The following is a 24,801-nucleotide window of genomic DNA, read 5'->3' as shown; positions in this document are numbered from 1 at the left end:
GTGGACTTCGCCTACGACGCCCGGACGAACGCCCTGCGCGAGCAGCTGCTCGCCTTCATGGACGACCACGTGTATCCGGCCGAGCCCGTCCTGGAGGAACAGCTCGCCGACCCCGACCGCCCCGCCTGGAGCGTCCCGCCGGTCGTTGCCGAACTCCAGGTGGAGGCCCGCAAGCAGGGCCTGTGGAACCTCTTCCTCCCCGGCGAGCACGGTGCCGGCCTCACCAACCTCCAGTACGCCCCGCTCGCCGAAATCACCGGCCGCAGCCCCCAGTTGGCCCCGCCCGCGCTCAACTGCGCGGCCCCCGACACCGGCAACATGGAACTGCTCGCCCAGTTCGGCACCCCCGAGCAGCGCGAGCGCTGGCTGCGCCCGCTGCTCGACGCCGAGATCCGCTCCGCGTTCGCGATGACCGAGCCCGAGGTCGCCTCCTCCGATGCCACCAACATCGCCACCCGGATCGAGCGCGACGGCGACGAGTACGTGGTCAACGGCCGCAAGTGGTACATCACCGGCGCGATGAACCCCCGGTGCCGGATCCTCATCGTCATGGGCAAGACCGACCCCGACGCCGCCCCGCACAGGCAGCAGAGCATGATCCTCGTCCCCCGCGACACCCCCGGCGTCACCGTCCGCCGTGGCATGAAGGTGTTCGGCTACGACGACGCCGACCACGGCGGCCACGCCGACGTGCTGTTCGAGAACGTCCGCGTCCCCGCCGCCCACCTGATCGGCGAGGAGGGCGCCGGCTTCGCCATCGCCCAGGCCCGGCTGGGCCCCGGCCGCATCCACCACTGCATGCGCGCCGTCGGCATCGCCGAACGGGCACTGGAGCTGATGTGCCGCCGGGCCGGCGAGCGCGTCGCGTTCGGCCGTCCGCTCGCCGACCAGGGCGTCATCCAGGACTGGATCGCCGAATCCCGCGTCCGCATCGAGCAGTTGCGGCTCCTCGTGCTCAAGACCGCCTGGCTGATGGACACCGTCGGCAACCGCGGCGCGCACACCGAGATCCAGGCCATCAAGATCGCGACCCCGAGCACCGTCGAGTGGATCCTCGACAAGGCCGTCCAGGCCCACGGCGCCGCCGGCGTCAGCCAGGACACCCCGCTCGCCCAGCTCTGGGCCGGCAACCGCACGCTGCGCCTGGCCGACGGACCGGACGAGGTGCACAAGCGCTCGCTGGCCCGGCGGGAGCTCAGGAAGTACGCCTGAGAAGAACCCTTAAGGGCGTCATACCGGGGTACTTAGGGGCCGGTTGGGTCCCTGGTATGACGGCCGCGGTCCCTTCCCGCCCGTACTGTCGCCCGTATCGGATCAGTTCGGGCGAGGAGGAACAGCGATGGGCAGGCGGGGACGGACCGTGGCGGCGGTCCTGCTGGCGGCGACGGCGACGCTGGGCGTGGTCGGCGCACCCGGGGCGATGGCGGCGGCGCCGCAGGACGGCGGCACGAGCACCGGACAGCAGGCCCGCGCCTGGCTGCCGCAGCCCACCGGGCCGTACTCCGTCGGCACCACCGCCCTGCACCTCACCGACGAAGGCCGGGACGACCCGTGGAAGCCCGGGCGGCACCGCGAGCTGATGATCAGCCTCTGGTACCCGACCGCCCGCCCCGCCACCGGCGCCGACCGCGCCCGGTACATGGAGCCCGCTGCCGCCGAGCACTTCGGCAGCGGCGAGGGCGTCGGCCTCGTCAACTACGGCGCCGAACCCGGCCGCACCGACTGGGCCGCAGTCCGCGGCCACGCCCGTGCCGACGCGCCCGCCCTGCCGGGCGGCAAGCGCCCGGTCGTGCTCTACTCGCCCGGCCTCGGCGACCCGCGCACCTGGGGCACCGCCCTCGTCGAGGACCTCGCCTCGCGCGGCTACGTCGTCGTCACCGTCGACCACACCTACGAGGCCTCCGAGGTCGCCTTCCCGAACGGCGACCTGGCCACCTCCGTCCTCCCCGGGATGATCGGCCAACCCGGCCTGGACATCGGGGCGGTGCTGCGCAAGTCGCTGCAGACCCGCGTCGACGACACCCGCTTCGTGCTCGACCAGCTCACCGGGCTGCGTCGCGACCCACACCTGCCGGCCGGGCTCGCCGCCTCGCTGGACCTCGACCGGATCGGCATGGTCGGCCACTCGGCGGGCGGCTTCACGGCCGTCCAGACCATGCACGACGACCCCCGGATCAAGGCCGGCATCAACCTCGACGGCCAGCTGCACTTCCCCGGACCGGACGGGCAGACCGGCGTGTTCCTGCCGAGCGTCGCCCAGGACGGCCTGGACCGGCCCTTCCTCCTGATGGGCACCCAGAGCCCCGACTCCGGCGACTACCATCACCAGCCGGGCTGGGACGCCCTCTGGCAGCACAGCACCGGCTGGCACGCCGACGTTACCCTCACCGGCTCCCGGCACGGCTCGTACACCGACGCCCAGTCTCTGCTGCCTCAACTCGCCCGGCAGGGCGCCGTCACCCCGGAACGCCTGCGCGACGACATCGGCGACATCCGCCCCGACCGCGCGGTGCTCGCCACCCGGGCGTACGTCGCGTCCTTCTTCGACCGCTGGCTGCGCGGCCACAACGACCATCTGCTCGACGGGCCGGCGGCGCGCTTCCCGGAGATGGTGTACGAGCGTTAGCGGACCTCCGAGCCCGGGTCGGCGGGCGGTCGGTGCCTACCCGGCGATCGCCCACGGGTTCCTGACCGCAGGCCGGGCCGGGCGACCTCGCGGCTCTGCCCGGCCGCTCGCCCCGCCCGGCCCTGGAGGTCGTCGCCGAACGCTAGTCCGGCAGGACGACCAGCCGCCCGACGCTCAGCCCGTCGGCGACGCGCTGGACGGCGTCGGCGGCTGCGGCGAAGGGGAGACGGGCGCCGACCAGGGGGCGGACCACGCCTGCGTCGGCGAGCTTGGTCAGCTCCTCGTGGGCTTCCCGGACGGCCTGCGGGTCGCGGGTGTTGTAGAGGCCCCAGTGCAGGCCGAGGATCGAGTAGTTCTTCACCAGGGCGTGGTTGAGCGCGGGCGCGGGGATCTGCCCGGCGGCGAAGCCGACCACCACGATCCGGCCCTCGAAGGCGACGCAGCGGGCGGAGCCGTTGTAGGCGTCGCCGCCGACCGGGTCGAAGACCACGTCCGCGCCGCGCCCGCCGGTGGCCGCCTTCACGGCGGCGACGAAGTCCTCGGCCGTCCGGTCCACCACCAGGTCGGCGCCGAGCGCCCGGGCCGTCTCCGCCTTGGCCGGCCCGCCGACGACGGCGATCACCCGTGCCCCGGCGGCCCGGCCCAGTTGCACCGCCGCGCTGCCGACCCCGCCGGCCGCGGCGTGCACCAGCAGGGTCTCGCCGGCGCGCAGCCGGGCCCGGCGGTGCAGGGCGAACCACGCCGTCTGGTAGCCGATGTGCAGGGCGCTCGCCTCGGCGTCGTCCAGCGCCTCGGGGGCCGGGAACGCGGCGGCCGCATCCAGCAGCGCGTACTCGGCGAAGGCGCCGTGCGGCAGCACCGGGTTGCCGATCACGCGCTTGCCCCGCCGGGCGCCGTCCACGACCTCGCCGCAGAGTTCCACGCCGGGCGTGAACGGCAGCGGCGGGCGCACCTGGTACTGCCCGCGCACCATCAGCGCGTCCGGGAAGTTGACGGCGGCGGCCCGCACCCGGACCAGCAGCTGCCCCGGCCCGGCCACCGGCCGGGCCACGTCGTCGGCCGTCCGCATCACCTCACGCGGCTCGCCGAGCTCGCCCACCTGCCAGGCCCTCACAGCGCGTCACTCCTCTCGAGTCCCTGCTGAAGCCGGTTCATTGCGGCGAGCCAGCGGTCCGGCTCGGTGGCGCGGACGCGGTAGTACTCGGCCACTTCGGGGTGCGGCAGGATCAGGAAGCGGTCCTCGCGGAGTCCGGCGAGGGCGGCCGCGGCAACGTCCTCGGCGTCGAGGGCGGTCGGCGCGAGCAGGGCCTCGCCGACGGCGCCGGTGGCGGCGAGCATGTCGGTGCGCACGCCCTGCGGGCAGAGCGCGTGGACGTGGATGCCGCGGTGACGGTAGGTGGCGGAGAGCCACTCGGCGAAGGCGAGCGCGCCGTGCTTGGTGACGGCGTACGGGGCCGAGCCGAGCATGCTGAGCAGACCGGCGGCGGAGACGGTGGCGAGGAAGCGTCCGTGGCCGCGCTCCAGCCAGCGGGGGAGGAGCAGGTCGGCGGCCCGGACGTGGGCGAGGACGTTGACCTCCCAGGCGCTCGCCCAGGCGGCGGCCGGGGCGTTCGCGCCGCCGACGGGGGCGACGCCGGCATTGGCGCACCAGACGTCGATCTCGCCGAGCGCCTCCCGGGCCCGCCCGACCAGCGCGGCGAGCCCGTCGGCCGAGGCCGCGTCCCCGGACAGGGCCGTCCCGCCGACCTCCGCGGCGACGGCGTTCGCGGCCTCGCCGTCCAGGTCGTTGACCACCACCCGGGCCCCGGCCGCGGCGAAGGCCCGGGCCAGCGCTGCGCCGATGCCCCGCCCGGCGCCGGTCACCACCACGCCCTGGCCGGTGAGTTCCCCGGTCACATGCCACCGCCCAGCGTGACGCCGCCGTCCAGGACCAGGGTCTGGCCGGTGATCCAGTCGGCGTCGGGGGAGAGCAGGAAGGCGACGGCCCCGGCGATGTCCTCGGGGACGCCGAGTCGGCCGAGCGGGTACTTGGCGGCGACCTTCTCCTCGCGGCCCTCGAAGAGCGCCTCGGCGAACTTCGTCTTGACGATGGCGGGGGCGACGGCGTTGACCCGGATGCCCTGGGGGCCCAGCTCGGCGCCGAGTTCGGTGGTGAGCCGGATCAGCGCGGCCTTGCTGACCCCGTACATGCCGATGCCGAGCGAGGCCCGGATGCCGGCGACGGAGGCGACGTTGACGATCGAGCCGCCGTGCTCGCCCATCCACGCGGCGTGCACCCGGCGGGTCCAGGCGAGCGGGGCCAGCACGTTGACGGCGAGGATCTTGGCCGCGGCCTCCTCGTCGGTGGTCAGGACCGGGCCGTAGACCGGGTTGATGCCGGTGTTGTTGACGAGGTGGTCGAGCCGCCCGAAGGCCTCCAGGGTGCGGGTGACCGTCTCGTCCTGGTGGGCCGGGTCGTCGGCGCGGCCGGCGACGGCGATCGCGTGGTCCGGCCCGCCCAGCTCGCGGACGGCCTCGGCGAGCGGCTCGGGGCCGCGGGCGGTGAGGCAGACCTTCGCCCCGCGGGCGACCAGCTCGCGGGCGATCCCGAGGCCGATGCCCCGGCTCGATCCGGTGACGACGGCCACCCGGCCCTTGAAGGATTGCGCCACGGAGCGTCCTGCCTTTCGCGCGGTTCGGAAGTGGGTTCGGAAGCGTCCCGAAGAGGAGACTGCGGCTGACTGAGGCCGCCTGACTAAGCGCTTGCTCAGCATGGTGTCGGTGCGGGAACCTGTCAACAGTCCGCCCGGATCCGCCGGAGTCCACGTGGCCGTTGGGAAGCCGTCGGCGGGAATACGCGTACGAGTTCTCTGCGAGGATGACGCCATGACCAGCACGCCCATCGCCGACCTCTGGCCCTCCCTGCCCGGCGGCAGCGACGCCCGCCCCGAGGCGGCGTACCGGCTGCTCCAGGCGGCCGTCGAGTCGTTCGCCGAGCGCGGCTTCCACGCCACCACCACCCGGGACATCGCCACCGCCGCCGGCATGAGCCCGGCCGCGCTGTACATCCACTACCAGTCGAAGGCCGCGCTGCTCGCCGAGATCAGCCAGGCCGGGCACGCCGCCACGCTCGCGCTGGTCCGGGAGGCGGCGGCCGGCGAGGGGGAGCCCGTGGCGCGGATGCGGCGGCTGGTCGAGGAGTTCACGACCTGGCACGCGCGGGGGAGAACCGTCGGCCGGGTGGTCAACTACGAGCTCCACGCGCTGCCCGAGGACGCGTACGCGGTGGTCGCGGCGCTGCGGCTGGACATCGAGCGCGAGGTGAGCGCGCTGATCGAGGAGGGCGTCACGGCGGGCGTGTTCGACGTCTCGGAGGTCCGGACGGCGGCCCGCGCGGTCACCTCACTGGGGATCGACGTCTCCCGCTGGTACACCGACCGCAGCACCGAGACGCCGGAGGAACTCGGCCGCCGCTACGGCGAGTTGGTGCTGCGGATGCTCGGCGCCCGGGTCTGAGCCGGGCGGCCCGGACATCGTCTCTTGACCCGCCCGGGGGCGGGCGAGCAGACTCGTATACGAAGTACGTGTGCCTCGTAGGCGTACATCGCCGACAGCGCCGCCCGCGGACCCGACCCGCGGCCCGGCCCCGGCGAACTCCCACGCGGTCCCGAGACCGCGCATCGAAGCAGAACGAACCGAAGCAGAACCCCCCTCCCGCGGCGGCCACGCCCCCCGACCGGCGGCCCGGCGGGAGCAGATCCCCGACCCGGGCCGGCCCGGCCGGTCGTGCTGCCGCGCCACGGCGCGGTGGCGCGAGGACGGCGTGCGCGCTACGGCGCGGCCCGGGCGGCAGGAGAAGGGGAGGCGCAGTGATGCCCTTCCAGCAACCGAGCCCGCCCCGGCCCCGCTTCTGGCTGGAGACCGCCCTGGGCAGCCTTTCCGGGCTGCTGTTCCTGATCACCCTCGCGTGGCCCGAGTGGATCGAGACCCTGCTGGGCGTCGACCCGGACGCCGGCAGCGGCGTCGCCGAATGGCTGGTCGCCGCGCTCGCCGCGTCCGTGACCGCCGCCTGCGCGCTCGCCGCGCGGATCGAGTGGCGCCGGACGCACTCGTCCTCCGCCCACGCCACGAAATGAGCGGTGGCAACTGGAGAGGAGGATCATCATGACCGACAAACCACCCTCCGCCTCGCCCGAACAGCTCATGGAGCTCATCCGCCGAGCCCCGCTCAGCTTCGTCGGCACGGTCACCCGCATCGGCGGCACCTCGCTCGTGGCCGTTCCGGCCGATTTGAAGGAGGAGTACACCGCCGTCGTCAAGGTGAATGAGGTGTTGCACGCTCCCGATGACTTCCGGCAGCTGGCAGGCAGCGAGGTCACCGTTCAGCTGGCGAGCTCGCTCGAGGTCGGCGACACGAGGGCGTTCTTCACCCAGGGCATGGTCTATGGAGAGAGCCTCGGCCTCATTGAGCTGGAACGGCTTCCAGCCGAAGCGGTCCAGCGCCATGTCTCGATGGCGGCAACCACCGCTGACGAGATGCCGTTCTCGGCTCTTCAACGCGAGATCCGGGACCAGGACATCGCTCAGCACGCGGAGGACGCGGATGCCGTGGTGGTCGGTGCGGTGGGCGGCCTGGAGGAGGTCGGGCTGGCGGCCTTCTCCGAACACGACCCCCAGTGGTGGCGTGCCAAGATCGATGTCTCGATCGTGGAGCGTGGAGATGTCGCCCCGGGGCGGATCGACGTCCTCTACCCGAGCAGCGCGGACAGGCGGTGGCACCGGGTCCCCAAGCCGCAACCCGGGCAGGAGGGCCTCTGGTTCCTGCACGTTACCGGGGGCGACCTTCACGCCGAGGCGCCCTTCCAACTGCTCCACCCCTATGACTACCAGCCGATGCAGAAGCTCGCCGTACTGCAGGGACGGAGGTGAGCCGGCATGCCCACCATCAAGGTCGTCGACATCATCCCGAGGTCGTTAAGCGGCAACACAGGTCGGGACAGCGAGCCCAGCCTCGCAGTCAACCCCGAGAACCCGAAAGAGATGGTTGCGACCGCCTTCACGCCCGACCCGATGGGAGGTCCGTTCGCCCCGGTCTTCGTCTCGACGGATGGCGGTGACACCTGGGTGTTGAATCCTGTCGTTCCGGGCAACGCGGACCCCGTCGGCACCGGCGATATCAGTGTCAGCTTTGCGTCGCGGGGCGGCACGCTTTACGCAGGCACCCTCAACGGCGAGACCGACAATCTGCAGATTCTGCGCGCGCGGAGCATCACCTCAACCACGGTGATGCAGATTCTCGTCGACCGGGATGTCGCGGAATCTCCGGACCAGCCGTGGGTGGTCGCCGACACTGTCCCGGTGAACGGTTCCAGCCGGGACCGCGTCTATGTCGGCAGCAACACCGGCTCCCGTGACCCTCGGAGCGCCACCGTCGACGTCTCGGTCGACGCCCGCACGGGATCGGGTGACTTCACGCCGGTTCAGGTCGAGCAGCGCGACCAGGAGGCTATCCACGACGGGCCACCGACTCGGATAGCCCTGCACCCCGACGGCACGGTTTACGCGGCGTTCGAGAGCTGGCGGAGCTTCGATGCCAACAGGATCGTCACTTTCGATGTCGTGGTGACCCGCGATGACAGGAGTGGCAACGGGCCAAACCCCTTTGAGGCTCTCACGGACTCCGACGACGGCGGCGTCGGCCAGCGGGTGGCCACCCAGCGGTCCGTGCGGTTCAACGTCAAGGTGGGGCCGCTTGGCCAGGAGCGCATCGGCGCCGATCTGTCGATCGCGGTCGATCCCGGAAACTCCGACAGTGTGTGGATCGCGTGGTGCGACGGCACCGGCGGAGACGTTCCCACCGACTACGTTTTGCACGTCCAGCACTCGGCGAACCGGGGGCAGACATGGGCCGCGGCACACGCGGACCTTGTCAATGCCAAGAACCCGTCGCTGGCGATCAATTCCGACGGTCTGGTCGGGTTGGTCTTCCAGCAGTTCGCCAACGGACAGTGGACGACGGCGCTGGAGCTGACCGCCGACCTCGGGAAGACGTGGGAACGCCAGATTCTGCACCAGGCCCCGGCCGACGTGCCGCGGGCGGTCGGCCTGCCGTACCTGGGCGACTACATCCGGATGGTCACGGTCGGAAGCGACTTCTACGGTGTGTTCGCGGGCAACAACACGCCCGACAAGGCCAACTTCCCGGTCGGTGTGACGTATCACCGCAACGCCAACTTCAACACCCACCAACTGCTCGACAACGACGGCGTCACCCGGGTGCCGGTGTCGATCGACCCGTTCTTCTTCCACCGGGCCGCCTGAAAGCCCGACAGCCCGACAGCCCGAAAGTCCTAGCGGTCCCGAGCAGTTGGGCGCCCGCCACGACCGGCCGTGGCGGGCGCCCAACTGCTTCGGGGTTCAGGCGGTGGCCAGGCAGAACTCCACGAGGCCCGCGTCCACGTCGAGGATGATCTTCTCCATCTCGGCCCACGGCGGGTGGAAGCTCGTGCCCCACTCGACGGTGAAGCCGAGCACCTTGCCCTGGGCGGGGTCCGTGAAGTGCCGCGAGAACACGTAGTCGTCGCTGGTCCCGCTCGTCGGGTAGAGGTGGAACCCGGTGATCGGCTTGTAGGTGAGTCCGCGGACCCCGCCGACCCCCTGGCAGAACCGCTCGGCGAGCAGCACGGCCGTGTCGGCGTCGGTCTTGGCGATGTACTCGGCGTACGCGACGTCGCCCGGGAGGCCGCGGGTGCCGTCGTAGGCGGGGTTGCGGAAGTTCATGGCGGGGTCGACGGACTGGTTCTCGTCGTCGCCCCAGTTGTACAGCATGTCCTCGGAGTAGCTGTGCACGTCGACCAGCCAGCCCGTGCGCGGGAACCGGTCCAGCAGCCAGCGGACGTTGCGGGTCTCGGGCTCCGAGAAGGCGCGCGGGCCCTCGTAGACCTGTGGATCGCACGGATCCGCCGACACCTGCGGGGTGGCGGTCGGCGCGAAGGCGGTGGCGAAGTCGAAGAGGAAGTCGTAGTTGCGGTTGAGGTCCACGCCGATGCAGGCCGGGTCCGAACCACCACCGGCGTAGGCGGGGTTGCGGTTCTTGCGCCACATCGGGTCGACGGTCTGGCTGTACAGCCGGCCGTCCGGGTTGACCAGCGGGAACACCACCACGTCCAGGCGCTGGAGCAGCCCGCGCACCTGGTCGGCGGTGAAGGCGGTGCCTCCGTAACCGAGGCCGGTACCGCCCTGGTAGGCCTCCAGCAGGTCGGCGGCGAGGTGGACGAGGATCTCGCAGCTGCCCCATTCGCGGGCGTGCACCCCGCCGATCATGATCACGCAGTCCTTGGGGAACGGCGCGGGGGCGCCGATCCGCAGGGCGTGGGAGGTCCGGCCCTCGACGGAGGGCTCGGGCAGGACGAGGAGTTCGGTCAGGCCCGGGTACGCGGTGGACAGGCTGCCCAGCGCGGACTCGACCTCGACGATGTTCAGGTACGGCATGACGGTCCTCCCGGCTCAGCCGCCGAACTTGGCGGCGAGGCCGCGGGGCACGGCATCGGCGGGGGCGAACCGGTCGCCCTCGCCGACCTCGGCCTGGGCGGCCCGGCCGGCGGCACTGGCGTTGCCGACCCGGGTCACGGTGACGCCCTCGCGTTCGAGGGCCGGGATCCGGTCGTCCGGGACGTACGCGTCGATGCTCACGGTGCCGTCGGCGGCGATGCTGGGACGCCCGCCCACGTCGGGGCGGACCTCGCGCAGCAGGGCGCGCAGGGTGTCCGCGTCCCTGGCGGTCACGCGGACGCGGAGGATGTCATGCGGGAGGGAGGGGAGGGATTCGTGGGAGACGGACATGGCGGCCTCTTCCGGGCGCTGGAATATCTCCGACGTGTACCTCGTATACCGTCAGGATGCGCCGTCACCGTAGAACGCGTCAAGCGGTGCCCGGGGCATCCGGTCCAGCAGGCCGTCCAGGCCGGACAGCATCTCGCCCTCGTCGTCGAAGTCCGCGAACCGGGGCACCAGCGCGCGCAGCCGCGGGTACTCCGCGGCGGGCAGCAGGTGCAGGCCGAGGCGCAGGACCGGGTCCGGCTCGGTTTTGTTGTCGACCACCTGACGCTTGTCGACGAGCAGGCAGCCGAGGTTCCACGCGACGAACGCGCGGTAGATCGTCAGAGTCGTGGAGTCGTCGAAGCCGGCGCGACCGAGCACGGCGAGAATATGCTCGGTGAGATCGAGCACCGGCGCCGGCCGGCGGGCCACCGGTACGGTCAGCGGCCGGGTCGCGACCAGCGGCAGGATCTCCGGGTGCGCGTGCGCCACGGTGGCGAACGCCTGGGCGATGCGCCGCAGCTCGGCCCGCCAGGCGGGCTGCGGCGGCCCGGGCGGGGCGCTGCCGGCGGTGCGGCGGAGCCGCTCGTTCACCTCGGCGAAGAAGGCTTCGGTCAGCCCGTCGAGCAGCGCCTCCTTGCCCGGCGTGTAGCGGTACAACGCCATCGACTCGACCCCCAGCTCACCCGCCAGCCGCCGCATGGTCAGCGCCGCCAGCCCCTCCCGGTCGACCAGCGCCACGGCCGCCCCGAGCACCAGCGGCCGACTCAGACGCCCCCGCCTTTCGGGGCCGTCCTGCTCAACCATGTCCGCACTCCTCCGTGCCGGTGCCACATCATCGGGCCGCGCCCGAGCCGGTCAGGCGGATACACGACCAGGATACAAGGTACGGATGGGGCATAAAGGTATGAATACGGTCGCTCGGGTGGTGGTGGCGGGTGATGGTGGCCGAGGGCGGGGGCGGCTGGCCGGACGGACGCTCAGGTGCTGCCGGTGATTCGCCGGGTCATGTCCCGCCGGGATCCGTCGGCGCAGGTCAGGCGTACGATGTGCGCCGGAGACGCCGCAACCGGGGAAGACGGGGGAACGATCGATGGGCGACATCGTCTGGTGGGTCATACCGGCAGTGCTGTACGGCGGTGGATGGATCGCGAACAACGCCCGCCTCGCGCTCAAGGTCCGGCACGAGCGCAAGCTCGAACTGCTGGACGCGGCCGAACGCCAGCGCACCGCCCTGGAGGCGGCCAAGCGCCCGCCGGAGCCGATCTGCGGCTGCACGCACCACCTGGCCAAGCACGACAAGCAGGGCCGTTGCCACGAGGAGGTCGAGGCGCCGACGGCCTGGGACGCCGACCGCCGGCCGGTACAGTTCGAGCCGCGGCAGTGCAACTGCCAGCAGTACGTCGGCCCGGAGCCGCTGGGGACGGTCTTCGCCCCGGAGCTCGTCGACCCGCGGTGACGTGAGGCCCGCTGCGGGCGGGAGGATCGGTTTCGCCGGCCCGCCCGCCCGCATTGGGAGCGGGGATCAGCCGTCGGCGAGCGCCTGGAGGCGGTCGTAGGCACCGTTGAAGAGGTCCTGGTCGCCGGGGAAGGTGCCGGAGGAGGCGTACTGCCAGATGGTCTGGTAGGCCCAGCCGTTCGGCAGGGTGCCGGGCGAGGGGGCGTACCGGGCTATCCAGAGCGGGTTGGTGGCGCCGAAGTCACCGTTGTTGCCGGTGCATTGGGTCCACCAGCTGGTCGTGGTGTAGATCGTCGGGTAGCGGCCGGTGCGGGCGAGGACGGTGTCGCTGAACGCGTGGATCCAGGCGACCATGTCGCGCTGTCCGAGGCCGTAGCAGGTGGCGCCGTACGGGTTGTACTCGATGTCGAGGGCCGGCGGCAGGGTGGCGCCGTCCGGGGACCAGCCGCCGCCGTGGTCGACGAAGTAGTTGGCCTGGACGCCGCCGGAGGAACGATTCGGCAGGGCGAAGTGGTAGGCGCCGCGGATCAGGCCCGCGTTGTAGGAGCCGTTGTACTGCTGCGCGAAGTACGGGTTCCGGTAGGTGGTGCCCTCGGTCGCCTTGACGTACGCGAAGTTCGCGCCGTTGGCGGCGGCGGTGGCCCAGTCGACGTTGCCCTGCCAGCCGGAGACGTCCGTGCCGGGGGTCTGGGTGACGTAGAGGGAGCGGATCCCGGCCGTGTCCTCGGCGCCCTCGTGGGCGGCGACGGTGGAGCCGGCGAAGTCGAGTTCGGGGTGCGGGATGCCGTCCGCGGTGGCGGCGGGCGGGAGGTCGGCGGGGGTGCGGTCGGCCGCGTTGGCCGGGACGGTGGCGCCCGCGACCAGCGCGGTGGCGGCGAGCCCGGTGGCGGCGAGTGCGGCCGGGGCGGGGAGCCGGCGGGTTCTGCGGCGGGTGGTCCCGGTGGGGCTGGCGGAGCGGGAAGTGCTGGACATGAACACTCCTCTGGTCCGGTGCTGAAGGCCCAAGGGGCCCGGTACGACCGGGAGTTGGCCCGGCCGGGAAGCAGGGTAGCCATGTACCCGCCACGAGTACCAGGCCCCCGGGGCCACATCCTGAACCGCCGTCACGTGTGCCGGACCAGCGCACCGACGCCGAGGGCGTCACCGCCGCGCTCGGCCACCCGGACGGGGTCGTCCTGGTCGCCGAGCGCGACGGTGAACTGCTCGCCTGCTGCCAGCTGGAGCATCGCGGCGACCGCGCCTACTTCGGCATGTTCTCGGTGCTCCCGGGCCTCCAGGACGGCGGCCTCGGTCGGGCCGTGCTGGCCGAGGCCGAGCGGGTGGCGGCCGGGAGTGGGGCGTGCCCGCGCTGGGAGATGACGGTGATCGAGCAGCGCGCCGACCTGATCGCCTGGTACGAGCGCCGCGGCTTCCGCCGGACCGGGGTCTACACCCCGTTCCCGTACGGCGACGAGCGCTTCGGCATCCCGCTGCGGCCGGACCTGCGGTTCGAGACGCTGACGAAGGTGCTGGGCGAGGCCTGAGCACCGGGGTGCGGTTCGCTTGACGGCCCCGCCGCCGGATGGCGGGACGTCACGTCACCGATCAGGGGCGATATGGAGCTGCCGCACCTCGTTCAGTGATTGGTCCCGGCCAACGTGGGGGGCTGCGCTTTCACCGGGCGCGGTATGGGTGGACGCGGTGGCGCTTTCGGCGGGCGCGGTGGCGCTTTCGGCGGGCGTGGCACGGGTGAGCGCGGTGCGAGCGGACCTGCCGCCGGCTGGGTGCGGCTGCTGCTGCGGGCGGGCCGAACGCTCGGCCGAGGAGGGGGCTCTGTCGCCGATCGCTCTCTCCGCGATGCTGCGGCAGAGCCGGGCCTGCGCCGAGTCGGGGAGCCAGCGGCCCATCCGCTCGGCCTCGTCGCAGATCGAGCCCGGGCCGGGCGCCGGGATCGCCGCACCCGAGCCCCAGCCCGGGGTCGAGCCCGGGTCCGGAGCCGGGGCCGCCGGGGACGGCGCCGAGCCGTTCGGGGCAGGCGCGGCCTGGGACGCGGCCGGCCGGGGAGTGCGGCGCGGTCGCGGCCGCGGGCTCGCGGCAGGCTCCGCCGCGGCCGCCTCCGCAGCCGACGCCGACTCGCCGCCCGCGGGGGTCGGGGCCGGCAGCGGCGACGGCGCGGGCGTGGTCGGGGGCGGCGGGACCGGCGCCTGGTCCGGGGCCGTGGGGCCGGACGGTGTCGGCGAGGCGGCCTGTGGCTCCGCCACCACCGACACGTCGTCGCCACCCCCCGGCCCGCACATCGCCAGCATGGACGCCAGCATGGCGACGGTCCCCACCGCCGCGGCGGCCCACACCTTCCGGGACCACCTCGGGGCCGGAGGCAGCTCGGGGGCGGGCGGCGGGATGAACGTGTAGGCCGGCCCGGTCGGGGGAGGGGCTGGTACCGGCGGCGGCTGCCACGCATTCCGCGGCCACTGCCACTGTTCGCCGGTGGGCTGCCCGGTCATGTCGATGTCCTCCTGCGGTCGACCCCCCGCCATACCAACGCCGTGCTCAACGAGCCTCTGTGCCCAACGAATACGTCGACGCCGGGACATGACCCGGAAGAGTGTTCTGGACGGGCGCCGATTGCCGCCGCGCCACATGCTTGGGGGCATGGAGACCAACAGCACGTCCAAGCCACTGGTCAAGATCGCCGAGTTCCGCACCGACAGCCGCTACCGGCTGGTCCACTTCGAGGGCCACGGCTGGGAACCCCTGTCGCCCGAGGAGTTCGAGCCCCGGGTCCACCAGCTGTTCCCCGACCTCGACCCACGTGACCCGGTCCGCGTCCACTGGGCCGACCGCCCGTGGGAGTGGCCCGCCTGGCACCCCGGTGAGGCCTGACGGGCCGACGCTAGTCTGTCCGGGTGAGCAACCACGTCTGGATGCATCTGCCCGGGCAGGCCGTGGACACGCGCTTCGCCGTGTGTTCGCCGGAGGACCCTCAGCTCGTGCCCGCCCGGTACGACGGCCGTCTCACCGGGCCGACCTCCTTCGCGCCCGTGACCGGTGCCGCGGTGGTTGGGTCGGAGGCGGCGTGAACGACCTGTCCAGCACCGCGGGTTACGGCGCCGAGGCGGACGCGCTCGCCGTCCAGTACGAGAGCGTCACCTTCGCCGAGGTCCACCGCGACATGCTGCACCTCTTCCCGCCGGCACCCGCCGCCGTCCTCGACATCGGCGCCGGCACCGGCCGCGACGCAGCCGCCCTCGCCGCCCTCGGCCACCCCGTCGTCGCCGCCGAGCCGACGCCCGAACTCCGGTGTCTCGGCAAGCAGTTGCACGCCGGCTCCGGCATCCGCTGGATCGACGACGCCCTTCCCGCGCTCCCCTCGCTGGGCGCCGAGCGCTTCGACCTCGTCCTCCTGACCGCCGTCTGGATGCACCTCGCCCCGGCCGAACGCCCGCCGGCCATGCGAACCCTCGCCCGCCTCCTCGCCCCCGGCGGACGCGTGGTCCTCTCCCTGCGCCACGGCCCCGTCCCGCCGGGCCGTCGCATGTTCGACGTCCCACCGAACGAGACCGTCACCCTCGCCGCAACCCACCACCTCCGCCTCCTCCACCGCACCGCCCACCCCGACCTCCACGCCCGCCCAGGCGTCCACTGGACGGTCCTCGCCTTCGAGCCGGCCTGACGCGAGCCTCCCGAGAGCACCCCGGGAACGTGTACTGCCGCCGGACACCCGCCGAACCACGACCCTTCTTCAAGAAGCCCGTCTCATCCACGATCAAAACACCGTCACCGACGCCGAGATGGTCCACGACGTAGCGGCGGACCTCGTCGAGATCATCTCGCGGTGGCCGCACGCATCAGGCGTCGTAGTAATCGCCGTCCTCACCCTGGACCTTGGCCGCCAGAACCTCCGCCACCTCGCGCATCGTCGCGACCACCGCATCGGGTTCTTGGACACGATCCGCCCGGCGCTCGACCACTTCGGGGCCACCGCGAGGCCGGGATCGGCAGCGACCACCCCTTCCCAATCCGCTGCGGTGATGTCCTGGCCCTCACCGTCAGTTGTATCCGCCTGGTTCGTCGCCTGCCGTCCTGACCTGCTTGCGGTAGGCCCCCGGCGGCGATCCGAAGTGTCTTTTGAAAGCTTTGGCGAAGGCGAACTCCGACGTGTACCCCGTGTGCTGCGCGATCGTGCTCAGCGGGGCCGGCGACTGGTGCAGCAACCGCGCCGCGGTGGCCATCCGCCAGTTGGTCAGGTAGGTCAACGGCGGCTCGCCGACCACCGAGGCGAAGCGGCGGGCGAACGCGGCGCGGGACAGCCCGGCGCGGGTGCCCAGAGACTCCACGGTCCAGGGATGGCCGGGATCGTCGTGGATCGCCTTCAGGGCCGGGGCGACTGCCGGATCGGTCAGCGCGGCCGCCCAGCCCCGGGTCCGCTCCTTCGGCAGTTCGGCGTACCACGACCGGAGGATGTACAGCAGCAGCAGATCGATGAGCGCCGTGACGACCGCGTCCGAGCCCGGCTGCGGCGCGTGGAACTCGGCGCACAGCTGATCGACCGCCGAGCGCAGCACGGGGTGGCGGCCGGGAACCGCGGGAAGGTGGATGACCTCCGGTAGATCGCTGAACAGCGGGTGCGGGCGATCAACGTCGATCGCGTACGCGCCGCAGACCAGCACCGTGTGCGGCCCCGGTCCGTCCACGGTGACCTGGCCGATCGGCGAGGAACGGTCCACGCGCTCCGGTACGAAGTCCACCGGATCGCGGTCCGGCACGTCGCACAGGGTGTGTCCGCTGCCGCGCTGCAGGAACACGATGTCGCCGGGTCCCAGCGCGAGCGGTTGGCCGCGTGGTGGCAGCAGGTGACAGTGCCCTTCCACGACCACGTGGAATCCGGCGCCTGAGATGGGTTGGAACTTCAGGGCCCACGGGGCGTGCGCGTCGGTGCGAGTCACCATCGGGCGTCCCGTGCGCAGGACTTCGAGGGTGTCGCTCAGGATGTCCATAGCGCCACTCTAGTGCCTGTATGGCGAGACGATATGACATGGAATCAAGACTTCAAGTCATTCACCGTCTCGATGTGGAGGCGTACGTTCTTGCCATGGGGTTGCCGAACCCCGGCACCGCATCGACGAAGGAATGGGTCCCATGTCTCTGGCTGGCAAGAAGATCGTGATCATCGGTGGAACCTCCGGCATCGGCTTCGCGGTAGCCCAACAGGCCGCGGCGGCTGGCGCGGACGTCGTGGTCGCCTCCAGCAATCAGGACCGCGTGGACGCCGCGACGAAGCGGTTGGGCGAGCCGGCCGAAGGCCGCCGCCTGGACGTCGCAGACGGCAACGCCATCGCCGCGTTCTTCGAGCAGGTCGGGGAGTTCGACCACCTCGTCTACACCGCGGGCGAATCTCTGCTGATCAAGCCGCTGGTCGACACCACCCCGCAGGAGGCCAGGGCCGTCTTCGAGCGCCGGTTCTGGGGCGCGTTCCTCTCCGCCAAGTACGCTGCACCGCGACTGCGCGACGGCGGCTCGATCACCTTCAGCTCCGGCGTCCTCGCGATCCGCCCCCTGTCCGGAACCGCGCTCACGGCGGGTATCACCGGCGGCATCGAGGCCCTGTCCCGGGCACTCGCCGTCGAACTCGCCCCTCTGCGCGTCAACGTGATCCAGCCCGGTGTGATCCGTACCGAGCTGTGGGACGGCAGTGTCACGGACCCGGAGGCTTTCCTCCAGGGCGCCGGATCCGAGCTGCTCACGCGGCGTGTCGGCACTGCCGAGGAAGCCGCAGCGGCCTATCTCTTCGTCCTGGCCAACGCCTACGTCACCGGCACCACGCTCGCGATAGACGGCGGCGCGGCACTGGTGTGACATAGGCGCCGCTCATAACGGCCAACGGAGCAACGCCGCACCGACGCGACGCGTTCCTTGCCGCGGCGGTCGACGACGCGAGGCCGACCAGACGTGCCGGATGCGAGCCGCCCGGCCCGAAACGGGGGCCCGGTCGACCTGACCGTCCCGAAGATCCGCCGCCTGATCGGCGCAGTGTTCAGCCCGCCGACCACAGCCCTGAACGCACTCCTGCACTGGTCGAACTGGCGCAGAAGCCACCAAGCTTCGGCACGTCGCAGCCACTATCGGCAGCGGCTCTCCGCCGCCTCCACCGCGTAGATCGCGAAGTCACACTGGAGTACTGGGCGCGCCTGGTGGGGCGTCGAAACAGGTCTGGCGGCCCGGTCGCGCTCGTTTTGCGGGTGGTCGGTCCGGGCCTGTGCGTGCCCGGGGGTGTCGGCGTCGGGATCGGTTGCAGGGGAGGTCGGGTGGGTCGACTTTCTGTACCGGCGCCGGGGAAGCGTGTCTGGTGGAGCGTCGACTGCCGGCCCGGGGCGCGGCCTCGGCCGCGCCCGTTTGCGGCTGGTTGATCGGGGTCCGTTGGTGCCGGGGTGGGTCGCGTGGGAAGTCGGGTGGGCCGACTTTCTACGTCGCGGTGCCGAAGCCATCGGCGACGAGGCGGGTGGACCAGGCGCGGAGGGCTTCGGTGACGGGTGGGTGACTGAGGCCGATCTTGGCGGCGAGGTGGTCGGCGGAGGTGGTGTCGTAGCGGTCTTCGGAGAGGAAGCTGAGGGTTTCCGGGTCGGCGCCGGTGAGGGCTCGGGGGAGTCGGCGGAGCAGGGGGACGGGGATGTGGCCGCGGGGCGGGCGGACGCCGAGGTGGGTGGCGAGGAGGGCGATGAGATCCGGAAGGAGAGGAGTGTCGGGGTCGAGAACGGCATGGGCCTGGGCCTGCGGCCGGTCGTGGGCTGGGACGGCGGCGAGGAAGCGGGCCAGGTGGTCGACGGTGACGACGGGGAGGAAGGTGCGGCGGGTGCCGGGGAGCAGCGGGAGGCGTCCGCGGTGGAGTTGGCGGACGAGTTGCGCGAGGCCGAGGTACTGGCCGGCTTCGCCGGTCGTCGAGTGACCGATGACGCTGCTGGGGTTGACGGTGGTGAGGGGGACGTCGAGCCGGTCGGCCGTCACCCGGACGGCGGCGTCGCCGAGTTGCTTGGACGCCTCGTAGGCGCCGAGGCGGGCGTAGAGGGCCGCGGCCTCGCGGGGCGGGAGCGGGTGGCGGGGGTGGGGGCCGCGGCCGACGCGGTAGCCGGAGAGGTGGACGTGGCGGCGGAGGTGAGGGCGGGTGGCGGACCAGCGGAGGGCGTGCAGGGCGCCGTCGACGTTGGCGGGGTGGGCCTGGGCGCGGGTGAGGCCGAACGCGTAGCGGGCGGCGAGGTTGTGGACGTCGCGGACCTCGGCGAGGCGGGCGTCGTCGTCGGGGGAGAAGTCGAGGCCGGGGCGGGTGAGGTCGGCGACGACGGTGGTGAGGGAGGTGTCCTCGGTGCCGTGGGCGCGAAGCCAGTCGCGGAGCTCGGTGTCGCGTGTGCTGCCGGGACCGCCGCGGACCGCGGCGGCGACTGGCTCGTCGCGGGTGAGGAGTTCGAGGACCAGCCAGCGGCCGAGGAAGCCGGTGGCGCCCAGGACGAGGGTGCTCGGTAGCGGCGGCATGGTGAGCTCTCCGTTTTCTGTAGACCGGTCTGTATATTTCTTGGGCGCACGGAAGGGCACCGCGGCGGGGCGGGCCGTTCACTCGGAGCGCGATGCCTTCGCGCCGATGAGGTGCAGCACGGCGTGCTGGGCGTGGTCGAGCGGTTCGCGGCTGCGTCGGACCGACGCGAGCAGCACCGCGCCCTCCAGCAGAGCGAGTGCCTGCCCGGCGGCGGTCTCCGCCTCCAGCGGCCCGAAGCCCTCGGCCTCCAGGCGGTCGGCCAGGACGCGCTGCCAGCTCCCGTACACCGCGGAACAGACCGCGCGCAGCGGCTCGTTGGTGCCGGCGACCTCCAGCGCGACGGTGGCGATCGGGCAGCCCTTGGCGTAGTCGGACCGTTCAAGGCGGGAGGCGAAGATCTCGGTGAGACGCCGGGTGAGCGCCCCGGCGTCGACCCCCTCGGCGGCGAGGGCGTTGAGCAGGTCCTCGATCTCCTGCCCGGCCTGGGTGAGCGCGGCGGCGACCAGCTGGTCCTTGCCTTCGGGGAAGTGGAAGTAGAGCGACCCGCGCGGCGCGCCGCTCTCGGCGACGATGTGGTTGACGCCGGTGCCGAAGTAGCCCTGCGCCTCGATCAGTGCCCGCGTGCCGGCGATCAGCCGCGCACGGGTCTCCTCGCCCTTGACTCCCATGCGGGAAACAGTAGACCGGTCTGCATATTTTTCGTGGGTTTTTCAGGGTTTCACACGCGGAATTCGGCTGGGAAGCCGGTCCAGCGGAGTTCGTCGGGCAGATGCCGCATGTCGTTGAGGACCAACAAGGAGGCCGGCCGCCCGGGCGCGTAGCGGATGACGGTCAGGGCCGCGTTGCCGTGGTTGAGGCCGAGCCAGCGCCAGGCGGGGGCGTCCAGGACGTGCCGGACCAGCCAGCCGATCAGGAAGTTGTGCGTGACGACCAGTTCGTGGCGCTCCTCGCCGCCGGGCACCGGTCCGGTGAACTCCGCCACGGCCCGGCGGGCGAGCTCCGGACCGCGCGCCCGCTCCTCGGCCGTGGCCCCGGACAGGAAGTCCAGGAGGAAGTCGGCGCTGGCGGCGGGCAGTTCCTCCCGCGCCGGGACATACGGGACGTAGTCGCCGGCAGCCTCACAGGCCTGGACGGCGGCGCCGCCCAGGTGCTCGGCGACCAGCCGTGCGGTCTGCGACGCCCGGGGCAGCGGACCGTGGTGCACCGCCGAGATGGGGCGGCCCGCCAGCCGCCGGCCCAGGAGCCCGGCTTGGCGGCGCCCGGCGTCCGACAGCCCACTCTCGTCCGGCATCGCCTCTCCGTGGCGGGCGAGATAGAGGTAGCGGGTGGCGGTTCCGGTCATGCGCGGGCTCCTGGTGCTGGGGTGCGATACGTCGTCCCCAGCGACGTCGCAGCTCTCGGCGGTGGTTCCGCGCGTGGTGGCTTTGGCCTGCCGCTGTGTCAGGCCTCTTACTGACGAACGGAATATACGACCCGAGCGCACCGCATGAAGCCACCGAAGCCGAAGCTTGCTGTCGGCCTGCACACGCTCGACCTCGTCGACGCTGCCGGCCGGGCGAGTTGGGTGTGGGTGGAGTGGCTGGGTTTGAGCGAGGAGGCCGGTTCGCCGGAGGGGCGAGGGCAGCAGAGGAGCTGTCCGACGAGCTGGACCAACCGGGTGGACGGGGGCGCCGAGGCCGTGCGCCCGCCGCTTTATCAGCGCGGCTACGTACGGCCCCGGCGCCGTCGGCGCCGTTGTCTACCGGCCGGGCCACGGAGGGGTCGCCAACCAGCAGCCAGGCGCGGCCGAGAGGCGGCAGTCGTCCACCGCCTTCCGGCTCGGCACCTGGACGCTCACCCTCCGCGTCGGTCCGCTGGCCTGATGCGAGCTCAGGCCGTGTGGGCGGCGTCGAGGAGCGCCAGCTCGTCCGCAGAGAGGCGGAGCGATCCGGCGGCGATGTTGTCGGTGAGGTGGGCGAGGTCGCCGGTGCCGGGGATGGCCAGGACGTGCGGGCCGCGGTGGAGCGTCCACGCGAGGCGGACCTGGGCGGTGCTCACCCCGTGGGCCTGCGCCACGGCCTCCACCTGGGGCAGCTCGGCCTCGCCCGCGAAGGCAGTGCCGCGCTCCCGGCCGGCGCCGGCTATCGCGTAGAACGGGACGAACGCGATGCCCTGCTCACCGCAGAGCCGCAGCACTTCGTCGTGCTGGGCGGAGGCGCCGATTCCGTAGGGGTTCTGCACGCAGACGACGGGGGCGATGGCCTGGGCCTCGGCGAGGTGGTGCGGGTGGATGTTGGACAGGCCGAGGTGGCGGATGAGCCCGGCCTGCCGCAACTCGGCGAGGGCGCCGAAGCGTTCGGCGATCGAGTCGGTGCCGAGGATCCGCAGGTTGACCAGGTCGAGCTGGTCGCGGCCGAGCTGGCGCAGGTTCTCCTCGACCTGGGCGCGCAGCTGCTCGGGGGTGCGGGCGTGTTCCGCCCACCCGCCGTTCAGTGTGCGGGCCGGGCCGACCTTGGTGGCGATCACCAGGTCGTCGCGGTACGGCGCGAGGGCGCGGTTGATCAGCTCGTTGGCGGAGCGCAGCGGGGAGAAGTAGAAGGCGGCGGTGTCGATGTGGTTGACGCCCAGCTCGAGGGCCCGCCGAAGGACGGCGATCGCCTGGTCGCGGTCGCGGGGGACGGCGTCGGGGATGAGCGCGGGGCCGGTCTGCGGGAGGCGCATCGCGCCGAAGCCGATCCGGTGGACGGTGCGGTCACCGAGCGTCCAGGTGCCGGAGTCGGCCGCGTTGACGGTGGTGGTGGAGGTGTCGGTCGTCATGCGGATCATGATCGGATCTGCACTAGCCTGGCCGCCAATGATTCGGGAATGTGCGAATCCACGGGGGCGGGGGACATGACGGCGGAGCTGTCGTTCACGGTGGGCGACCTCGCGAGCATGCGGTTCGCGGTCTCGCCGATGTGGGAAGTCGGGCCGAGCCTGCGGCTGCTGGCCTCGCGGCAGGCCCATCCGGTGCACCGGCCGTGGGTGGAGCAGGTGCGGCCGCGGGTGGCCGCCGCCGGGCTGGACCGGGGGTGGCTGGCCGAGCTCGTGCCGCCTTCCGGGTACGTGCCGGACTTCATCAACCCGGCCCCGGCCGGCCCCGCGCCCACCCTGGCGGACGAGCTGGCCGCGATCCGGGCCACGCCCGCCGAGCGGGTGCGCCGCGATCTCGACCGCCTGCGGGCACGTCGGGGCGGCGGCCTCGGCCCCCGGCTGCGCGCGCTGTACGCCGACCCGGCCACAGGCCTGGTCCGGCTCACCGAGGCCGTCGAGGCCTACTGGGACGTCGCGCTGGCGCCGTACTGGGCGCGGATCCGTGCGCTCCTCGACGCGGACGTGCTGCACCGTGCCCGCCGGGCCGCCGAGCACGGCACGGCGAGCGTCCTCAACGACCTGCACGCCGAGGTCCGGTGGGCCGCCGGCGCGTTGCGGCTGGACCGTCGCCCGCGAGGCCTGGACCGCCGGACGGCCGGGTCGGGCCTGCTGCTGATTCCGTCCGCCTTCACCGGCCCGGGCCTGTTCACCCGCGTGGCGCCGCCGGACCCGCCGCAGCTCGCCTACCCGGCGCGCGGCATCGGCACGCTGTGGGCCGCCCGGCCCGGCCCGTCGAGTGATGCCCTGGCCGCCGTGCTCGGCCGCTCCCGCACGCTCCTGCTGATCGAGCTCGCCGCGCCGGCCTCCACCACCGAACTCGCCCACCGCACCGGGCTGTCGCCCTCGGCCGTCTCCCAGTACCTGACCGCGCTCCGCGACGCCGGCCTGGTGAGCGCCCACCGCGCCGGGCGCTCGGTGCTGTACGCCCGGACGGCCGCGGCCGAGGCCGTCCTCGCGCCGCTCGCGCGAGCAGGCATGGACCGCTGACTACTGCGGACCGGCTCACCGCGGCAGCGAGGACGCCTCACCGACGGCGACGAGCAGTTCGAGCGGCAGCTCGGTGTCGCCCTGGCCGATGGGTCAGCCCGAGCCAGCGGCCGGAGGCCGGGAGCTGCCACACCTCCATGGTGCCGGCGACGCCGCAGAGGAAGAGCAGTGGTTCGGCAGGCGGGACATAGGCGTCCGGATCGCCCCACCCGAGATACGGGAACAGGTCGCGGGAGACCAACCTGCTGCGAGGGCTCGTCGAACTCGGCGAGGGAGTGCACCCGGCCGTGACGATCCTCGAACGGGCCTGGCGCGTTCCGTGGCCGAACCCGGGGGACCTGCAGGCCCCGATCAGGATCCTGCGCATCAAGCTCGGTGAGCCGTGGTGGATCGAGCTGGCCCCGGACGACCACTACGGCCTGCGCGCCCCTGACCCGCGGTGACGCACCGTCGTCTGCGAGAGTGCTGACATGACTCCTCCGGACGCGACCCTCCGCTGCGCCGTACTCGACGACTTCCAGGACGTAGCCTCCAGCATCGTCGACTGGTCCCCGCTGGCCGGCCGGGTGGTGATGACCGCCTTCCACGACCACTTCGGCTCGGAAGACGAACTCGCCGACGCCCTCGCCGAGTTCGACATAGTCGTGACCCTGCGCGAACGGGTGCCGTTCCCCGCCTCGCTGTTCGCCCGGCTGCCCCGGCTCAAGCTGCTGGTCGCCTCGGGCATGCGCAACTCGGTCATCGACTACGCCGCCGCCGAGGCGCACGGCGTGACGGTCTGCGGCACCACCAGCTCCTCCGCTCCGCCCGTGGAGCTGACCTGGGCGCTGCTGCTCGGCCTCGCCCGCGGCATCGTGCCGGAGTCCACCGCACTGCGCGAGAACGGCCCCTGGCAGAGCACCGTCGGCGCCGACCTCAACGGCCGGGTGCTCGGGCTGCTCGGCCTCGGGAAGATCGGCAGCCTGGTCGCCCGGGTCGGACTGGCCTTCGGCATGGACGTGATCGCCTGGAGCCAGAACCTCACCGAGGAGCGGGCCGCCGAGGTGGGCGTGCGCCGGGCCGCGACCAAGGAGGAACTGCTCGGCGGCAGCGACTTCGTCTCGATCCACCTCGCGCTCGGCGACCGTACCCGCGGCCTGCTCGGCAAGGCCGAACTCGCCCTGATGAAGCCCGAGGCGTACCTGGTCAACACCTCCCGGGCGGCGATCGTCGACCAGGACGCGCTGCTCACCGCGCTCACCGAGGGACGGATCGCGGGCGCCGCCGTGGACGTCTTCGACGTCGAACCGCTGCCCGCCGACCACCCGCTGCGCACCGCGCCCCGGCTGCTGGCCACGCCGCACCTCGGGTACGTGTCGCAGGACAACTACCGCCGCTACTACGGCGAGGCCGTGGAGGACATCGCCGCCTTCCTCGCCGGCGAGCCGATCCGCCGCCTCGGCTGAGCGGCGGCCCGTCGTCGAACTCCCGCCTGCCGGGCGACGTCGGGAATCTGACATCGGGAGTCCGACGACGGGACTTCCCCCGGATCCTGCG

28 protein-coding genes and 2 pseudogenes are annotated in these 24,801 nt (G+C 72.6%); 16 read left to right on the top strand and 14 right to left on the bottom strand.

Translation table 11 applies throughout. The annotated features are described in order from the left end of the window. Both F7Q99_RS01170 and F7Q99_RS01165 read left to right on the top strand, forming a co-directional pair. The gene (locus tag F7Q99_RS01170) at positions 1 to 1,212 is read left to right on the top strand and encodes an acyl-CoA dehydrogenase family protein (RefSeq protein WP_326846127.1); all 1,212 of its coding nucleotides are present in this window, start codon (positions 1 to 3) and stop codon (positions 1,210 to 1,212) included. 127 nt (positions 1,213 to 1,339) lie between these two features. Next, positions 1,340 to 2,626, top strand: coding sequence for an alpha/beta hydrolase family protein (locus F7Q99_RS01165; protein ID WP_153459662.1), 1,287 nt, complete (start codon positions 1,340 to 1,342; stop codon positions 2,624 to 2,626). A gap of 142 nt (positions 2,627 to 2,768) precedes the next feature. Here F7Q99_RS01165 and F7Q99_RS01160 read toward each other — a convergent pair whose 3' ends face one another. Genes F7Q99_RS01160 through F7Q99_RS01150 form a run of 3 tightly spaced genes read right to left on the bottom strand, consistent with a single transcriptional unit; the run spans position 2,769 to position 5,277 of the window. Then, on the bottom strand, positions 2,769 to 3,725 hold the full coding sequence (locus tag F7Q99_RS01160; protein ID WP_326847169.1) for an NADPH:quinone oxidoreductase family protein: 957 nt from the start codon (positions 3,723 to 3,725) through the stop codon (positions 2,769 to 2,771). Positions 3,726 to 3,736: 11 nt separating this feature from the next. After that, entirely contained in the window at positions 3,737 to 4,522 is a 786-nt protein-coding gene (locus F7Q99_RS01155) for an SDR family NAD(P)-dependent oxidoreductase (RefSeq protein ID WP_326846126.1), read from the bottom strand. After that, positions 4,519 to 5,277, bottom strand: a complete 759-nt coding sequence (locus tag F7Q99_RS01150) for an SDR family oxidoreductase (RefSeq protein WP_326846125.1) — start codon at positions 5,275 to 5,277, stop codon at positions 4,519 to 4,521. Before F7Q99_RS01150 ends, F7Q99_RS01155 begins: the two co-directional genes overlap by 4 nt. Before the next feature lie 214 nt (positions 5,278 to 5,491). Between F7Q99_RS01150 and F7Q99_RS01145 the strand changes: the two genes are divergently transcribed. From F7Q99_RS01145 to F7Q99_RS01130, 4 genes are all read left to right on the top strand, one after another. Next, positions 5,492 to 6,121 carry a TetR/AcrR family transcriptional regulator gene (locus tag F7Q99_RS01145; RefSeq protein ID WP_153459660.1) on the top strand — a complete coding sequence of 210 codons (630 nt, stop codon included), beginning with the start codon at positions 5,492 to 5,494 and terminating at the stop codon, positions 6,119 to 6,121. 356 nt (positions 6,122 to 6,477) lie between these two features. Continuing rightward, complete coding sequence (locus F7Q99_RS01140; RefSeq protein WP_153459659.1) at positions 6,478 to 6,741, top strand: ABC transporter permease; 264 nt, start codon at positions 6,478 to 6,480, stop codon at positions 6,739 to 6,741. A gap of 67 nt (positions 6,742 to 6,808) precedes the next feature. Beyond that, on the top strand, positions 6,809 to 7,534 hold the full coding sequence (locus F7Q99_RS01135; protein WP_153459658.1) for a hypothetical protein: 726 nt from the start codon (positions 6,809 to 6,811) through the stop codon (positions 7,532 to 7,534). Positions 7,535 to 7,540: 6 nt separating this feature from the next. Then, complete coding sequence (locus F7Q99_RS01130) at positions 7,541 to 8,926, top strand: hypothetical protein (protein WP_153459657.1); 1,386 nt, start codon at positions 7,541 to 7,543, stop codon at positions 8,924 to 8,926. Positions 8,927 to 9,022: 96 nt separating this feature from the next. Here the strand turns inward: F7Q99_RS01130 and F7Q99_RS01125 are convergent, their stop codons facing one another. Genes F7Q99_RS01125 through F7Q99_RS01115 form a run of 3 tightly spaced genes read right to left on the bottom strand, consistent with a single transcriptional unit; the run spans position 9,023 to position 11,230 of the window. Next, positions 9,023 to 10,096 (bottom strand): M14 family metallopeptidase, encoded by a 1,074-nt coding sequence (locus F7Q99_RS01125; RefSeq protein ID WP_153459656.1) that lies wholly within the window; start codon positions 10,094 to 10,096, stop codon positions 9,023 to 9,025. A 15-nt stretch (positions 10,097 to 10,111) separates the two neighbouring features. After that, positions 10,112 to 10,447: a hypothetical protein gene (locus F7Q99_RS01120; protein WP_195910967.1), complete on the bottom strand. Its 336-nt coding sequence runs from the start codon at positions 10,445 to 10,447 to the stop codon at positions 10,112 to 10,114. Between the two features lie 51 nt (positions 10,448 to 10,498). Next, on the bottom strand, positions 10,499 to 11,230 hold the full coding sequence (locus tag F7Q99_RS01115) for a TetR/AcrR family transcriptional regulator (RefSeq protein WP_153459654.1): 732 nt from the start codon (positions 11,228 to 11,230) through the stop codon (positions 10,499 to 10,501). Positions 11,231 to 11,516: 286 nt separating this feature from the next. Between F7Q99_RS01115 and F7Q99_RS01110 the strand changes: the two genes are divergently transcribed. Next, entirely contained in the window at positions 11,517 to 11,882 is a 366-nt protein-coding gene (locus F7Q99_RS01110; RefSeq protein WP_153459653.1) for a hypothetical protein, read from the top strand. Between the two features lie 66 nt (positions 11,883 to 11,948). On the opposite strand, the gene F7Q99_RS01105 is transcribed toward F7Q99_RS01110, so the two are convergent. Continuing rightward, a complete protein-coding gene (locus F7Q99_RS01105; protein WP_153459652.1) occupies positions 11,949 to 12,854 on the bottom strand; it encodes a lysozyme in 906 nt (301 codons plus the stop codon). 146 nt (positions 12,855 to 13,000) lie between these two features. On the opposite strand from F7Q99_RS01105, the pseudogene F7Q99_RS01100 reads away from it, so the two are divergent. The 5 genes and pseudogenes from F7Q99_RS01100 to F7Q99_RS01080 form a co-directional block, all read left to right on the top strand. Next, a pseudogene (locus tag F7Q99_RS01100) lies at positions 13,001 to 13,405 on the top strand (GNAT family N-acetyltransferase); the annotation flags it as partial. Between the two features lie 157 nt (positions 13,406 to 13,562). Next, positions 13,563 to 14,273: a hypothetical protein gene (locus F7Q99_RS01095; protein ID WP_153459651.1), complete on the top strand. Its 711-nt coding sequence runs from the start codon at positions 13,563 to 13,565 to the stop codon at positions 14,271 to 14,273. Between the two features lie 240 nt (positions 14,274 to 14,513). Continuing rightward, positions 14,514 to 14,744, top strand: coding sequence for a hypothetical protein (locus F7Q99_RS01090; RefSeq protein ID WP_153459650.1), 231 nt, complete (start codon positions 14,514 to 14,516; stop codon positions 14,742 to 14,744). Positions 14,745 to 14,767: 23 nt separating this feature from the next. Next, entirely contained in the window at positions 14,768 to 14,941 is a 174-nt protein-coding gene (locus tag F7Q99_RS01085) for a hypothetical protein (protein ID WP_153459649.1), read from the top strand. Next, positions 14,938 to 15,534, top strand: a complete 597-nt coding sequence (locus tag F7Q99_RS01080) for a class I SAM-dependent methyltransferase (protein ID WP_326846124.1) — start codon at positions 14,938 to 14,940, stop codon at positions 15,532 to 15,534. Before F7Q99_RS01085 ends, F7Q99_RS01080 begins: the two co-directional genes overlap by 4 nt. Positions 15,535 to 15,562: 28 nt before the next feature. Here F7Q99_RS01080 and F7Q99_RS01075 read toward each other — a convergent pair. From F7Q99_RS01075 to F7Q99_RS01070, 3 genes and pseudogenes are all read right to left on the bottom strand, one after another. Continuing rightward, a pseudogene (locus F7Q99_RS01075) lies at positions 15,563 to 15,682 on the bottom strand (transposase); the annotation flags it as partial. A 27-nt stretch (positions 15,683 to 15,709) separates the two neighbouring features. Beyond that, the gene (locus F7Q99_RS42420) at positions 15,710 to 15,832 is read right to left on the bottom strand and encodes a hypothetical protein (protein ID WP_268267531.1); all 123 of its coding nucleotides are present in this window, start codon (positions 15,830 to 15,832) and stop codon (positions 15,710 to 15,712) included. 78 nt (positions 15,833 to 15,910) lie between these two features. After that, positions 15,911 to 16,858, bottom strand: a complete 948-nt coding sequence (locus tag F7Q99_RS01070; RefSeq protein ID WP_153459648.1) for an AraC family transcriptional regulator — start codon at positions 16,856 to 16,858, stop codon at positions 15,911 to 15,913. A 142-nt stretch (positions 16,859 to 17,000) separates the two neighbouring features. Here F7Q99_RS01070 and F7Q99_RS01065 point away from each other — a divergent pair, with 142 nt between their 5' ends. Continuing rightward, complete coding sequence (locus tag F7Q99_RS01065) at positions 17,001 to 17,717, top strand: SDR family oxidoreductase (RefSeq protein WP_153459647.1); 717 nt, start codon at positions 17,001 to 17,003, stop codon at positions 17,715 to 17,717. A 606-nt stretch (positions 17,718 to 18,323) separates the two neighbouring features. Here the strand turns inward: F7Q99_RS01065 and F7Q99_RS01060 are convergent. The 4 genes from F7Q99_RS01060 to F7Q99_RS01045 all read right to left on the bottom strand — a co-directional run bounded on the left by F7Q99_RS01060 (position 18,324) and on the right by F7Q99_RS01045 (position 22,191). Continuing rightward, positions 18,324 to 19,385, bottom strand: a complete 1,062-nt coding sequence (locus F7Q99_RS01060; protein WP_153459646.1) for an SDR family oxidoreductase — start codon at positions 19,383 to 19,385, stop codon at positions 18,324 to 18,326. Positions 19,386 to 19,463: 78 nt separating this feature from the next. After that, the gene (locus F7Q99_RS01055) at positions 19,464 to 20,054 is read right to left on the bottom strand and encodes a TetR/AcrR family transcriptional regulator (RefSeq protein WP_153459645.1); all 591 of its coding nucleotides are present in this window, start codon (positions 20,052 to 20,054) and stop codon (positions 19,464 to 19,466) included. A gap of 50 nt (positions 20,055 to 20,104) precedes the next feature. Then, a complete protein-coding gene (locus F7Q99_RS01050; protein WP_153459644.1) occupies positions 20,105 to 20,728 on the bottom strand; it encodes a histidine phosphatase family protein in 624 nt (207 codons plus the stop codon). Between the two features lie 527 nt (positions 20,729 to 21,255). Beyond that, entirely contained in the window at positions 21,256 to 22,191 is a 936-nt protein-coding gene (locus F7Q99_RS01045; RefSeq protein ID WP_153459643.1) for an oxidoreductase, read from the bottom strand. Positions 22,192 to 22,230: 39 nt separating this feature from the next. Between F7Q99_RS01045 and F7Q99_RS01040 the strand changes: the two genes are divergently transcribed. The 3 genes from F7Q99_RS01040 (at position 22,231) to F7Q99_RS01030 (ending at position 24,710) form a co-directional block, all read left to right on the top strand. After that, positions 22,231 to 23,265 carry an ArsR/SmtB family transcription factor gene (locus F7Q99_RS01040; protein WP_230210126.1) on the top strand — a complete coding sequence of 345 codons (1,035 nt, stop codon included), beginning with the start codon at positions 22,231 to 22,233 and terminating at the stop codon, positions 23,263 to 23,265. A 287-nt stretch (positions 23,266 to 23,552) separates the two neighbouring features. Continuing rightward, complete coding sequence (locus F7Q99_RS01035) at positions 23,553 to 23,708, top strand: hypothetical protein (protein WP_153459642.1); 156 nt, start codon at positions 23,553 to 23,555, stop codon at positions 23,706 to 23,708. Between the two features lie 27 nt (positions 23,709 to 23,735). Beyond that, complete coding sequence (locus F7Q99_RS01030) at positions 23,736 to 24,710, top strand: D-2-hydroxyacid dehydrogenase family protein (protein ID WP_153459641.1); 975 nt, start codon at positions 23,736 to 23,738, stop codon at positions 24,708 to 24,710. The last annotated feature ends 91 nt before the right edge of the window (positions 24,711 to 24,801 follow it).

This window comes from Streptomyces kaniharaensis (assembly GCF_009569385.1).
Classification (GTDB): Bacteria; Actinomycetota; Actinomycetes; order Streptomycetales; family Streptomycetaceae; genus Kitasatospora; species Kitasatospora kaniharaensis.
This window is presented reverse-complemented; position numbering and strand designations above follow the sequence as displayed.

Coding starts and splice junctions, on each gene's coding strand:
- F7Q99_RS01165 (WP_153459662.1), top strand. CDS start 1,340: ATGGGCAGGCGGGGACGGACCGTGGCGGCGGTCCTGCTGGCGGCGACG.
- F7Q99_RS01145 (WP_153459660.1), top strand. CDS start 5,492: ATGACCAGCACGCCCATCGCCGACCTCTGGCCCTCCCTGCCCGGCGGC.
- F7Q99_RS01140 (WP_153459659.1), top strand. CDS start 6,478: ATGCCCTTCCAGCAACCGAGCCCGCCCCGGCCCCGCTTCTGGCTGGAG.
- F7Q99_RS01135 (WP_153459658.1), top strand. CDS start 6,809: ATGGAGCTCATCCGCCGAGCCCCGCTCAGCTTCGTCGGCACGGTCACC.
- F7Q99_RS01130 (WP_153459657.1), top strand. CDS start 7,541: ATGCCCACCATCAAGGTCGTCGACATCATCCCGAGGTCGTTAAGCGGC.
- F7Q99_RS01125 (WP_153459656.1), bottom strand. CDS start 10,096: ATGCCGTACCTGAACATCGTCGAGGTCGAGTCCGCGCTGGGCAGCCTG.
- F7Q99_RS01120 (WP_195910967.1), bottom strand. CDS start 10,447: ATGTCCGTCTCCCACGAATCCCTCCCCTCCCTCCCGCATGACATCCTC.
- F7Q99_RS01115 (WP_153459654.1), bottom strand. CDS start 11,230: ATGGTTGAGCAGGACGGCCCCGAAAGGCGGGGGCGTCTGAGTCGGCCG.
- F7Q99_RS01110 (WP_153459653.1), top strand. CDS start 11,517: ATGGGCGACATCGTCTGGTGGGTCATACCGGCAGTGCTGTACGGCGGT.
- F7Q99_RS01105 (WP_153459652.1), bottom strand. CDS start 12,854: ATGTCCAGCACTTCCCGCTCCGCCAGCCCCACCGGGACCACCCGCCGC.
- F7Q99_RS01090 (WP_153459650.1), top strand. CDS start 14,514: ATGGAGACCAACAGCACGTCCAAGCCACTGGTCAAGATCGCCGAGTTC.
- F7Q99_RS01070 (WP_153459648.1), bottom strand. CDS start 16,858: ATGGACATCCTGAGCGACACCCTCGAAGTCCTGCGCACGGGACGCCCG.
- F7Q99_RS01065 (WP_153459647.1), top strand. CDS start 17,001: ATGTCTCTGGCTGGCAAGAAGATCGTGATCATCGGTGGAACCTCCGGC.
- F7Q99_RS01060 (WP_153459646.1), bottom strand. CDS start 19,385: ATGCCGCCGCTACCGAGCACCCTCGTCCTGGGCGCCACCGGCTTCCTC.
- F7Q99_RS01055 (WP_153459645.1), bottom strand. CDS start 20,054: ATGGGAGTCAAGGGCGAGGAGACCCGTGCGCGGCTGATCGCCGGCACG.
- F7Q99_RS01050 (WP_153459644.1), bottom strand. CDS start 20,728: ATGACCGGAACCGCCACCCGCTACCTCTATCTCGCCCGCCACGGAGAG.
- F7Q99_RS01045 (WP_153459643.1), bottom strand. CDS start 22,191: ATGATCCGCATGACGACCGACACCTCCACCACCACCGTCAACGCGGCC.
- F7Q99_RS01040 (WP_230210126.1), top strand. CDS start 22,231: ATGTGCGAATCCACGGGGGCGGGGGACATGACGGCGGAGCTGTCGTTC.
- F7Q99_RS01030 (WP_153459641.1), top strand. CDS start 23,736: ATGACTCCTCCGGACGCGACCCTCCGCTGCGCCGTACTCGACGACTTC.